The sequence below is a fragment of the Bacillus salipaludis genome (assembly GCF_004358205.1).
Map to the genome: position 1 here is coordinate 201,979 of NZ_SMYO01000007.1, position 12,391 is coordinate 214,369.

At 37.9% G+C, this 12,391-nt stretch carries 12 protein-coding genes and 1 other RNA gene; 8 read left to right on the forward strand and 5 right to left on the reverse strand.

The features are described 5' to 3' along the window. Nucleotides 1–205 precede the first annotated feature (205 nt). The 8 genes from E2K98_RS16495 (at nt 206) to E2K98_RS16530 (ending at nt 9,413) form a co-directional block, all read left to right on the forward strand. Nucleotides 206–2,521, forward strand: coding sequence for a DEAD/DEAH box helicase (locus E2K98_RS16495; RefSeq protein ID WP_133335973.1), 2,316 nt, complete (start codon nt 206–208; stop codon nt 2,519–2,521). Then, nucleotides 2,505–3,770: a ribonuclease H-like domain-containing protein gene (locus tag E2K98_RS16500; protein WP_133335975.1), complete on the forward strand. Its 1,266-nt coding sequence runs from the start codon at nt 2,505–2,507 to the stop codon at nt 3,768–3,770. The genes E2K98_RS16495 and E2K98_RS16500 overlap by 17 nt, the downstream gene beginning before the upstream one ends. A 402-nt stretch (nt 3,771–4,172) precedes the next feature. Next, nucleotides 4,173–4,592 carry a CotD family spore coat protein gene (locus E2K98_RS16505; RefSeq protein WP_133335977.1) on the forward strand — a complete coding sequence of 140 codons (420 nt, stop codon included), beginning with the start codon at nt 4,173–4,175 and terminating at the stop codon, nt 4,590–4,592. 121 nt (nt 4,593–4,713) lie between these two features. Beyond that, complete coding sequence (locus tag E2K98_RS16510; RefSeq protein WP_133335979.1) at nt 4,714–5,274, forward strand: DUF1273 domain-containing protein; 561 nt, start codon at nt 4,714–4,716, stop codon at nt 5,272–5,274. An 83-nt stretch (nt 5,275–5,357) separates the two neighbouring features. Beyond that, nucleotides 5,358–5,660: a cell division regulator GpsB gene (gene gpsB, locus E2K98_RS16515; protein WP_026573231.1), complete on the forward strand. Its 303-nt coding sequence runs from the start codon at nt 5,358–5,360 to the stop codon at nt 5,658–5,660. Nucleotides 5,661–5,741: 81 nt separating this feature from the next. After that, an RNA gene (rnpB, locus tag E2K98_RS16520) (RNase P RNA component class B) lies at nt 5,742–6,137 on the forward strand. A gap of 137 nt (nt 6,138–6,274) precedes the next feature. After that, nucleotides 6,275–7,420, forward strand: a complete 1,146-nt coding sequence (locus E2K98_RS16525; protein WP_133335981.1) for a THUMP domain-containing class I SAM-dependent RNA methyltransferase — start codon at nt 6,275–6,277, stop codon at nt 7,418–7,420. Nucleotides 7,421–7,487: 67 nt separating this feature from the next. Beyond that, complete coding sequence (locus tag E2K98_RS16530; protein ID WP_133335983.1) at nt 7,488–9,413, forward strand: ATP-dependent DNA helicase; 1,926 nt, start codon at nt 7,488–7,490, stop codon at nt 9,411–9,413. A gap of 41 nt (nt 9,414–9,454) precedes the next feature. Here the strand turns inward: E2K98_RS16530 and E2K98_RS16535 are convergent, their stop codons facing one another. From E2K98_RS16535 to E2K98_RS16555, 5 genes are read right to left on the reverse strand one after another with little or no spacing between them, the layout of a single operon-like run. Beyond that, entirely contained in the window at nt 9,455–9,754 is a 300-nt protein-coding gene (locus tag E2K98_RS16535) for a metal-sulfur cluster assembly factor (RefSeq protein WP_133335985.1), read from the reverse strand. A 13-nt stretch (nt 9,755–9,767) separates the two neighbouring features. Further along, nucleotides 9,768–11,012: a hypothetical protein gene (locus tag E2K98_RS16540; protein ID WP_133336205.1), complete on the reverse strand. Its 1,245-nt coding sequence runs from the start codon at nt 11,010–11,012 to the stop codon at nt 9,768–9,770. A gap of 13 nt (nt 11,013–11,025) precedes the next feature. Further along, a complete protein-coding gene (locus E2K98_RS16545) occupies nt 11,026–11,232 on the reverse strand; it encodes a DUF2249 domain-containing protein (RefSeq protein WP_133335987.1) in 207 nt (68 codons plus the stop codon). Between the two features lie 22 nt (nt 11,233–11,254). Then, entirely contained in the window at nt 11,255–11,491 is a 237-nt protein-coding gene (locus E2K98_RS16550) for a DUF2249 domain-containing protein (protein WP_133335989.1), read from the reverse strand. Nucleotides 11,492–11,544: 53 nt separating this feature from the next. Further along, nucleotides 11,545–12,237, reverse strand: a complete 693-nt coding sequence (locus E2K98_RS16555; protein ID WP_133335991.1) for a Crp/Fnr family transcriptional regulator — start codon at nt 12,235–12,237, stop codon at nt 11,545–11,547. Nucleotides 12,238–12,391: the final 154 nt, after the last annotated feature.

Sequence of the window (12,391 nt, forward strand, 5' to 3'; positions counted from 1 at the left end):
ATTTTTAATTTATTGTATCAAAAAAACAAGCCTTTTTTTAATCATTACCTGTATTATCCTAAAAAGGTGTTTTAAATGTTACAAAATTGTGGCTAAAAAAAGGCCGGTTGGAATAATCATCCAGATATAAATAAGGAAAAATATCCGTTTAACTCTTTAATTACGAACGTTCATTCGATAAAATAGAAGTATTGAGGTGAGGTTTATGAAGTTGAAAAAAAACCTGCAGGAAATTATATCCGAGTTAAAGACAAATGAGCAATTTAAAGAAAATATCGTGACTTGGGAGACAATTGAAGAAAAACCGGCCCAAACCGTTTCAATGCCTGAATCCTTACATCCTATTTTAAGTCAGGCATTGAATAGTAAGGGAATAAAAGAACTTTATACACATCAGAGCACTGCCTATAAAACCGTTATGACTGGTAGGAGCATTGTAGCAGTAACACCAACTGCTTCAGGTAAGACCCTTTGTTATAACCTGCCCGTTTTGCAGACGATTCTCCAGAATCCAAATGCGCGGTCATTATATATGTTTCCTACTAAAGCACTGGCACAGGATCAAAAAAGTGAAATAAACGAAATCATTCAGGCATCGGGTGTGGATATAAATAGCTATACATATGACGGAGATACACCAGCGGCTATTCGGCAAAGAGTGAGGAAGGCGGGACATGTCGTCATTACCAATCCGGATATGCTCCATTCTGCAATATTGCCGCATCATACAAAATGGGTATCCCTTTTTGAAAATCTTAAATTTGTTGTGATTGATGAACTCCATACGTATCGGGGGGTGTTTGGCAGTCATGTTGCCAATGTGATTCGAAGGTTAAAAAGGATTTGCCGGTATTACGGTAGCAATCCCGTTTTTATTTGTACATCCGCAACGATTGCAAATCCTCTTGAGCTAGCAGAAACGTTAACGGAAGAAAAGATGTGTTTAATTGATAATAATGGTGCCCCAAGCGGCAAGAAACACTTTTTATTCTATAATCCGCCAATTGTGAACAAACCGCTAAATATTCGGCGAAGTGCCACACTTGAGGTAAGGAAAATTGCCGGAGAATTATTAAAAAATAAAATTCAAACGATTGTATTTGCGAGAAGCAGGGTAAGGGTTGAAATCATTTTAACCTATCTTCAGGAATTGGTGAAAAATCAATTAGGTGCAAAGTCAATTATGGGATATCGAGGCGGATATCTTCCGACTGAAAGAAGAAAAATTGAGAGGGGTCTGCGTTCAGGAGACATTTATGGGGTTGTAAGCACCAATGCTCTGGAACTTGGAGTGGATATTGGCCAGCTTCAGGTTTGTATTATGACCGGTTATCCGGGGACCATTTCGAGTGCATGGCAGCAGGCAGGAAGAGCCGGAAGAAGGCACGGAGAGGCCCTGGTTATTATGGTTGCCAGTTCAAGCCCTCTAGACCAATATATTATCCAGAATCCGGGGTACTTTTTCAGTAAAAGTCCGGAAACTGCGAGAATCAATCCCGATAATCTGATCATTTTAATTGATCACATGAAATGTGCTGCATATGAGCTTCCTTTTAAGAAGGAGGAGAAATTCGGGTCTGTCGATACAGAGGAGCTGTTAGAATATTTAACAGAGGAGCGCATTCTCTATCGAAATGGTGATAAATGGTATTGGATGAATGATTCCTTTCCTGCCCACAATATTAGTCTTCGGTCGGCTTCTCAGGAAAATATTGTAATTGTAGATCAATCAGATATTGCGAATGTAAAGGTGATAGGCGAAATGGATCGTTTTTCCGCCATGACATTACTTCATGATGAAGCCATTTATTTACATCAAGGCCGTCAATACCAAGTTGAAAAGCTGGATTGGGATGAAAAAAAGGCATTTGTTCGAGAAGTAGACGTTGACTATTTTACTGATGCAAATCTAGCTGTCCAATTAAAGGTCCTTGAGGTTGATCAGCTTACTTCGCAAACTCAAGCCGAAATCGGTTTTGGCGATGTAAGTGTCCGCGCTATGGCAACGATTTTTAAAAAAATCAAATTTGAAACTCATGAAAATATCGGTTCCGGTCCAATCCATCTGCCCGAAGAAGAACTGCATACAAATGCAGCGTGGATTTCATTAGATCAGTCATTTGCTGAAATGGGTCAGGATAGGTTAGAACAGGGATTGATTGGAGCCGCCCATGCTCTAAACCATATAGCCCCATTGTTTGTGATGGCAGACCCACAAGATATCCATGTCGTCCCGCAGGTTAAAGCAGATCATAACGAAAAACCAACGATATTCTTCTATGACCGCTATCCTGGTGGGATTGGCCTAAGTGAAAAAATCTATCAGGGGATGCCAGAGGTCTTTGAAGAAACTAAAAAAATGATTGAGCATTGCCAATGTGAATCCGGTTGTCCATCCTGTATTGGCGCTGAAACGATTAATGAGCAGTCCAAAAAAGATGCAATTAAAATTATAAATGTATTTGTAAAGTTTTCCGGGTCGGTCGATAAGGGAAGTGTAAAAAGTGTCCTTGAAAAATAAACTAAATCGGTTAAAACCACATATTTCAACAGGAGTTCAAATAGAAAAAGACTTAAATGTTCCTGAGTCTTCCGTGTTGGAGATTCCATTTCGGGAGCAATGGGAAAGTGAAAATGTTTTTCCATATGTGCTTGATCAAAACTACTGTCTCATCCGCGAGGTGAAATATCCATTATCGCAGTTGCATGGGCATTATCATTTTCAAGATTTTCTTACAGCCGTTGAAATATGGAACAAACAATCTATTAGCCATCCATTATCTGCCGCAGGACATCGTGCCGATGAATTATTCTTTTTTGACACAGAAACAACAGGTCTTGGCGGTGGAGTCGGCAATACTATTTTTTTACTTGGTTATGCTAGTGTTTCAGGAAATGAATTAGTTTTACGACAGCATATTTTGCCTAATCCAGGTGCGGAGGTCCCTTTATATCATAGTTTTTTGGAAAAAGTAAACTACAAGACGCTTGTAACCTATAATGGAAAATCGTTTGACTGGCCGCAGGTAAAAACGAGGCATACTCTTGTCAGGGACCATGTTCCAAAACTGCCGTCCTTTGGACATTTTGATTTGTTCCATTCTGCAAGAAGACTCTGGAAACATAGGTTAGACCGTTTAAAATTGGCTGTTGTTGAAAAAGAGGTATTAGGTGTTGAAAGGATTGATGATATTCCGGGTTTTTTGGCTCCGATGATTTATTTTGATTTTATCGAGAGTAAACAGCCTGACGGAATGATTGGCATCTTAAAACACAATGAAGTCGATATCTTATCCCTTGTCACCTTGTATACTCATTTGACCTTTCAAATTTGCGGTATTGATCCGAATCGGTCCAGGATGGAAACCTTTGAGGTTGGAAGATGGTTTGCTGCACTAGGTGAAGAAAACGAAGCAAAAAAGGTGTTAACGAGGCTAACAAACGGGAATGATCTTCCTTCAGATCACGCAAAACTAGCTCTTGCCTTTCAATTAAAGAAGGAACGGGAATGGGAAAAGGTTGTGAACCTTTTAAGTGAGACAGTTAATTCAGAAGACCTAGGGATTGTTCAAGAATCTTGCCTTGAATTGACAAAGATATATGAACATAGAATAAAAGATGTGGAGATTGCAAGAAAATACTGTATAAAAGCGATGGACTCTGTCAGTCAATTGCAAAGAAAAAAAAAGGATACCCATCCGCTTTCTCTTTATCAACTTGAGTTAAGACTAAAACGATTGGAGAAAAAACTCGGTAAATTTCCTGGGTAAGCGCAAAATTCGCTATAAAACTTCTTCTTAAGCGCTATTTCGCCGTATTTCGATTTTTTGTAACAAAAATTTCATATTTTTTTCACTCAAAAACCAGCAATTCTATATTGTTTATCCTTGTTAAACACGGTAAAATGTAAAACTGTGTGAGTAAAAACGACTCAAAAATAAATATGGAGCTGGTAATATGTATAAGGCAATTTTGTTTTTATTTTTTGCTGTCGTTTGTTTGACTGCTGTCCTTTTTACAAGCTTAAAAGATAGCTTTTATTCAATCTTTTAGGTTTTTCAAAAATAAAATCCGTCCGGCTTAAAATTAGGTATTTTCCTTAGTACAAGAATCCTTCTTTCAACATAGCCTATTAGTGTAAATAGAATAACTATTTGAAAGGAGATATCATTATGTTTTTAGGTACTAATGTTACGCCGCCAGTCATTCATCCGACAACAAACATTGTGAACCATACGTTTTCATCAACGGTGGTGCCACACATTCATCCTGTTCACACTACAACTGTGAATCACCATATGTTTCAACATAAACACTATTGTCCGCAGTCTGCTTCTTGCTGTGAAGATGTTTGCAATCAACACATTAACTGTTGTTCACCTTGTGCTGCCCCAATGGGACCAGGGTTTGGAGGACCGGTTGGCCCAGGGTTCGGAGCACCTGGTCCAGGGTTTGGAGCAGTAGGTCCAGGGTTTGGAGCAGTAGGTCCAGGGTTTGGAGCACCTGGCCCAGGATTTGGAGCAGCAGGCCCAGGGTTTGGAATGCCTGGCCCAGGAGTTGCACCAGGACCGTTTATGGGTCCAAGACCTTAAAATGATTCAAATATTTGCAAGGGCTTTTTAGCCCTTGTTTTCTTTTTGGTTTACTATATAATATGTTCTTATTTAAAATGTGTTTGTCCTTTTATAAAAATTTTTTAAAGTGGAGGCAGTCATGCCGAAGGTACTCGCGATTTCTGGTTATAAGCCCTTTGAATTAGGGATTTTTCAAAATGATCACCCTTCTGTCTTATTCATAAAGGCTGCCATCAAAAAAGAATTGCTTCGTATGCTCGAGGAAGGACTCGAATGGGTATTAATCAGCGGCCAATTAGGAGTTGAACTTTGGGCAGGGGAGACCGTCTTTGAACTGCAAGAAGAATTTCCTGAATTAAGACTAGCTGTCATTACACCATTTTTGGAACAAGAGGCAAACTGGAGTGAAAAAAATAAAGAGTGGTATGAATCTGTTCTGATGCAGGCAGATTTTGTAGATTCCGTTACAAAAAAAGCTTATGAAAAGCCATGGCAGTTCCGGCTTAAAAATCAATTTTTTCTTGAGAAAAGTGATGTCCTACTACTTCTTTATGATCAGGACAAAGAGGGAAGTCCCAAATACCTATATGAACTAGCCCTTCAATACCAAAGCCTGAGGTCCTATCCCATCCAACTGATTACCTTTTATGATTTACAGTTGATTGTTGAAGAGGAACAATTAAAAAGATCTGATTTTTAATCATTTAGGAAAGATAAATTGACAAAAGCGCATATTTTTGAAAAAATAATAGGTAATGATTGGCGAATTTTGAGGTGATTTGAATGCTGTCTGATAAAGTGAAATTAACGGCAAAGGATATATTGGAAAAAGAGTTTAAAACCGCAGTTAGAGGGTATAAACAAGAAGATGTGGATAAATTTTTGGATTTAATTATTAAGGATTACGAAGTCTTTCATCAAGAAATAGATGATCTGCAACAGGAAAATCTTCGCTTACGTAAGCAGCTTGAAGAAACATCAAGAAGGCAGCCGATTTCCCAGCCAGCCGGTACAACGAATTTTGATATTTTAAAACGATTATCCAATCTTGAAAAGCATGTATTTGGCAGCAAATTATACGACTAACAGAAAATACCTGGATTTCCTAATAAAAACCATTGAATTAACACCATGAAATACATATAATAAAAATTGTCTTCATTAATTACGTTCGGGTAATCGCTACAATCGCATTGGCGAATTGTAGAGGAAAGTCCATGCTCGCACGAGCTGCGATGCTCGTAGTGTTCGTGCCTAGCGAATTCATAAGCTAGGGCAGCTGGGTTATCCAGTTGACGGCCGGGAAAATACCTAAGTCCTTATGGATATGGTATGAATACCTATAAAAGTGCCACAGTGACGGAGCCTTTCTAGAAATGGAAAGGGTGGAACGCGGTAAACCCCACGAGCGAGAAACCCAAATTATGGTAGGGGCACTTTCTCTGAGGAATTGAACAAGGAGAAGGACAGAGTCATTAAGATTCTGTAGATAGATGATTACCACCTAAGTACGAGACTCTAAAGTCGTTTGAAGTACAATGGTACAGAACATGGCTTACAGAACGTTTTTAATGGGAAAGTATGAAGAATTGAACGGCTCTCCTAATCGGGAGGGCTTTTTTATTTTCAATTGTCGAGTGCATTCAAGCTTTGCGTTTGGTCTATAATGAGAACATACATATTTTGTTAAGGGTGAAATAATGGGAAAATATCAATTAATTGCAACGGCAGCGATGGGTCTAGAAGCTCTTGTTGCGAAAGAAGTCCGTTCACTTGGTTATGAATGCGAAGTGGATAATGGGAAAGTAACATTTACTGGAGACGAGTATGCAATCGCCCGTACTAATTTATGGCTGCGGACGGCTGCAAGGGTAAAGATAAAGGTTGGAGAATTTAAAGCTTATACTTTTGATGAATTATTTGAAAAAACAAAGGCATTGCCTTGGGAAAAATATTTGCCGGAAGATGCAGAGTTTCCTGTAATCGGAAAGTCAGTAAAATCCAAGCTTTTTAGTATTTCAGATTGCCAATCGATTGTAAAAAAGGCCGTTGTTGAAAGAATGAAAACTCATTATAAAAGGAATTCCTGGTTCGAGGAAACAGGTGGATTATACCGTATTGAAGTGGCTATGTTAAAGGATATTGCTACGATTACGATTGATACCAGCGGTGAAGGACTTCATAAACGCGGCTATCGTGCTGATCAAGGATTGGCTCCGTTAAAGGAAACTACTGCAGCTGCTCTGATCATGCTTACGAATTGGAAGCCTGACCGCCCGTTTATTGACCCCTTTTGTGGTTCTGGAACGATTCCAATTGAAGCTGCTTTAATTGGGCAAAATATTGCTCCTGGATTTAATCGAGAGTTTGTGTCAGAAGGTTGGAATTGGATTCCTTCAAAGGTTTGGGATGATGTTCGAACAGAGGCGGAGGATTTGGCAAATTACGATCAGCCCCTTGATATTACAGGTTCAGATATTGACCACCGTATGGTGAAAATTGCTCAGGAGAATGCTTTTGAAGCAGGGTTTGGTGAATTAATTAATTTCAAACAAATGCAGGTAAAAGATATTTCGACTAAAAAGGAATATGGTGTTATTGTTGGGAATCCACCCTACGGTGAACGACTTGGGGAAAAAAATGCAGTAGAGCAAATGTACAAAGAAATGGGCCTAGCTTTTAGCAAGCTCGATACTTGGTCCATTTATATAATGACTTCAAATGAGAACTTTGAACAATTGTATGGAAAGCCTGCAACGAAAAAAAGAAAGCTTTTTAATGGGTTTATTCGTACAGACCTATATCAATATTGGGGAAAGCGGCCGCCAAGGCAGCAAGAATTGTAAACAAAATATTGCAATTAAAATGTGTAGCGCTCTTTTCCGAGCGCTGCATTTTATAGAGGGGGATTTTATGCAAAGTGGGTTTCCATTTACTGTTTCAAAAACTGAATCTTTTTATGATAAACTAGGCGAATGGATTGGTGATTTATTTTATGAGATTCTCCCTGACGCTGGTTTCGAATTAAGAGATGAGCAAATTTATATGGCCTTTCAGCTCGAAAAGGCTTTTAAGGATAAAAAAATAATGTTTGCTGAAGCAGGAGTTGGAACAGGGAAGACAATTGTTTATTTGCTTTATTCAATTATGTATGCACGTTACACAAATCGCCCGGCTATTATCGCCTGTGCAGATGAAACGTTAATTGAACAGTTAGTAAAAAAAGAAGGAGATATCTCAAAACTTGAATCCGTTTTAGGGTTAAATATGGATGTCCGGCTTGCAAAATCGAGGGATCAATATTTATGTATAAAAAAGCTGGATCAAGTAAAAGATTTAGACCTTTCCGATGAACTAGGCGATATTTATGAAAAATTACCTGAATTTCTTCATACGGAGGGTTCGATGCAGACATTTGAAAGATATGGTGACCGCAAGGATTATCCGGTCATTTCCGATGAAACCTGGGAAAAGATAAGCTGGGACCCTGTTCAGGATTGTTTTTCCTGCGAAAAACGTCATCGCTGCGGTCTTACATTACACAGAGATTACTACCGTCACGCAAAGGATCTTATCATTTGTTCTCATGACTTTTATATGGAACATGTATGGACAAAAGAATCAAGGAAAAGAGAAGGGCAGCTGCCGCTTTTACCAGAGTATTCTTCCGTTGTATTTGATGAAGGTCACCTATTAGAATTTGCGGCGCAAAAGGCACTTAGCTATCGCTTTACAGACACTTTGCTTGAGTCGTTACTGACCAGATTGATGGAAAATGAAGTTCGCGAAAACACACTGTACACGATTGAAGAGGCTTTATTCGAGAATGATGTATTTTTCAACGCAATCGCCCAGTTTTCCCAAGTCTCACTAGGTTCTGAAAAACAAATCATTTCTAAGCATCCAACCCTAATTAAACAGGGAAGAAAGCTGCTCGATACCTTACAAAAGCTTGAAGAAGAACTCGTGTTTGAAAGCGAATTATTTGTTATTAATGAATACGATTTAAAAATAGTTGAGGAATACCTTGAGCAAATCACTTATTCCCTTTCACTTTTCCTTAAGGAAATGAACGGGATTACATGGTTTGAAGAAAATATGGGTGAACGGACACTTGTGATTATGCCGAAAATGGTGGAAGAGGTATTAAGGGATGAAGTATTCTCACAAAAACTTCCATTTGTTTTTTCGTCCGCAACCTTATCCAATCAAAAATCATTTGACTATATAGCTAATAGTCTTGGGATTCATGATTTTCTATCCTTTTCTGTTTCTTCTCCTTTCAACTATGAGGAATTGATGGAGATTTATCTTTCGAGGTTTGAAAAAGAAAGAATTACAGATAAAGTCGAGTACTTAACAAAGAAAATGATTGAGTCAGAGGGTCGTACACTTATTCTCTTGAATAATAAAAATGAGTTGGCATTACTTAAGGAAAAATTGGCAGACACTCTTCCATATCCTATATATTTCGAGGGTGATGAAGAAATCAGCACACTTGTATCGAAATTTCAAAATGAGGAAAATTCAATCCTTTGCTCCATCCATCTATGGGAAGGGCTTGATATTCCTGGACGATCCTTAGAGAATGTTATGATTTTTTCGTTGCCGTTTCCGCCGAATGACCCCGTCTTTATTGCGAAGCGGGATGGTGTTCAAAAGGCATTTGAAGAAATTGATTTACCTTATATGCTTCTCAGGCTCCGTCAGGGAATTGGAAGGTTAATTCGAAGTGAAAATGACCGGGGAACCGTTCATATTTTGCTTGAAAATGATATGGGATCCAATATTTTAGAAAAAATAAAAGAGATACTGCCTGTAGAGGCAAAAGAAGTATAAACGAAAAGGGTCACGCTAAACTGAGGTGACCCATTTTTAAATTATCTTCCTAGTAGTCTAAGACCTTCCGGTGTCATTTTTTCCGGGCTCCAGGCTGGTGTCCAAACGAGGTCTACGTCAACATTTCTTGTATCCTCGATTCCTTCCACACAATAACGAACACCCGTTGTAATACTGTCATGCAGTGGGCATCCCGGTGTTGTTAAGGTCATGGTAATTTTAACATCCCCTTTACCTGAAACATCTAAATCATAGATTAAGCCAAGATCTACAACATTAATATTAAGTTCAGGATCATAAACACTTTTTAACTCGTTAAGGATTTTTTCTTTTAAATTCATGATAAACACCTCACTATTTTTTTAGGACGCTAATAATACTGATTGCAATCATAACTAAAACTACGGATAAAATTAATTGACCAATCGTAAAGAGAAGCGTAATTTTAAAGGTTAATGCAGAAAAAACAATCAAAACTCCAAGAATAAATAAAGAAAAAAGAGGCTGAACAAGTTTTTCATTCATCATCTCTTTCAATGTTGGAACCGATTGTTTGCCCATTTCCTTGCTATATTTAAAAGTCCACCAAAGGAATGGAACAATCTTAAATAGATAACCAACAATGCTCAATACAATCCAGAGCATGATATAAGCATAGATGAGTGGTCCAATAACCGAGCTGAAGGAATGAGTCCAGACAAGAATGAATGCAGCTAAATGAATGATATTGCCGAACAGAATTGCAGCTAACGCAAATGAGAATGGTTTATCTAATTTTTTCTTTAATCTTTTTTTGACAATGATTCGTATATGCCAGCTAAAGATGGAAAAGCCCACCAGCAGCGAGAACAGACCAAGCTTTACAAGGAGGCCTGAACCGGTCAAAAATGCGATCAATGTAACAAGGAGACCGGCTGCGTAAAATCCATAAACATATCTAGCCTGAATCATTGGAAAGCCATGGGATAAAGAAAACATTGGCACCATTTTATAGGAAAAACCAAAAATCAATAGGGTAAACCAGCCTGTAACCCCCATTAACAAATGACTTTTAAATAAAGCTTGATAGGTTCCTGCGCCACTGCCGCTCTTAAGGAAATAAATTAATGTAATACCCATGGAAATAGTAATGAATAAACAAAATAATGCTGTGCCAACAAAAGCCGTCAAGATGTTTGGCTTAGTTTGTTTTTTTAGAGTCATCATCATTTGAAATAAAAACATTAATATTCCAATCAGGGTAAGAACTCCAGGTATAATAGCATTCTGGGGTGATCCATAGAGCGAACTGGCAAAGCCAATAATTCCAAAAGCTGTAACAAAAAACTGTAAGAATCCAAATTTTTCATTCCAGATTTTTGTTAAGAAAGCAACCGGTACAAGCTGATACATTGCGCCCATTGCTACCATTAATGCCCAGCCTAAAACTAGTATATGCGCTGCGGACCAGATGGAAGGGATCCGAAAACTGCCGCCTATAAGTAAATCTCCATTAAATAAAAGGATAATTTGTGATATTACTAAGGCAATTAAACTAAAGAAAATAAACGAAAAGGGAAGCTTAACATTGGTCTCACTCCCCATATTTTGTGGAAGCATCATTTACACCTTCTTATCGGAAGATTTCAATTTTAAAACTTCCGTCGTCTTGTTGTTCTGTTCTTTGATTGTATCCAAGTTCCTCTAACTGCTCATATAAAAACATGGGTCTGCGGTCATTAATGATTGTCAAAACTTCATGATCAGGTAGTGTCTCTAATGCTGCGAGTGTTCGCATCATTGGTTGTGGCGGTTCTAAACCACGGTTATCTAAAATCATTTTTTATCACCCTTTATTCGTATTACTTTGAATTCTTTATAAATGTTACCTTCCAGTGATCTTCGGCAATTTCTTCTGCCTCATGGTTAAAGCCTTTTGTTTTTAATACCGCGAATAATGGGACTGGTTTAAAGGTTGCATGAAGAATGAAAATATCATTTTCCTTTAAATTCTTAATCGCCCCCATAATTTTTTGAAAGGGCTCCAGTTTATTTTTTAAATCTTCACGTACATCAAGTTCAACAATTCTTTGGTCCATCACGAAACAACTCCTCTTCATTATAAATAGTAGAAACTTCCGAAAGCCTGCAATTAATAGAATAGTTCCTGTTTAAGAGATTCGCGGTCAATGAAATAATAGCCGTCATCATCGAGAAAAATGAATTCTTTCTTTTTTAATTGATTAATGGTTCTACTTACGGTTTCTCTGGAGGTTCCAATCATATTGGCGAGCTCACGGTTGGTAAATTGCGTTGTCAGCTTAAATTGGTTATCGATTTTTTCACCATTTGATTTACAGAGCCTAATTAATAGTAGAACAATTTGTTCATAGGTATTATGAAGTATTTGTTCTTCCAGTCGATTTTGCAGGTCAACTATTTTCTCTCCAAGAACTTTAAATAATTTAATACAAAGCTCAGGATAAGAAATTAAAATCTCCTCGAATTTATCAATTGGGATGACAATTAGGTTAGCATCCTCCATGACCTCTGCATGAGCAGGGAAAGTGCCCTTTCGAAAGAAGCCTGCGTGTGGGAACATTTCACCGGGTTCAAGAACAGATACGATTTGTTCCTTACCGGAAAAATCCGATTTATAAATTTTTACTTTACCGCTATGGATAAAGAAAACCCGGTCCATCGAATCATCCTGCATAAATACATACATTTTATGCTTATAGAAACGAGTCTGGGCAATCTCAACAAAAGGTGCCAGCTCAAATGCCGTCAGCTCTTTAAAAATTGGGACAGCAGAAAGTCTCTTTATAATGTCTTCTTGCTTCAATTAACATCACCTTCGTATTAGTAATTCGATATAGCCCCATTTTAACAGTGGTTTCACATCAAATATGTGACCTCCATCATAGGTAAGTAAAATTTTATTGAAAATAATTCTCAATGTGACAACTTTGTGAAAACAACACACAAATGGGAGAAAT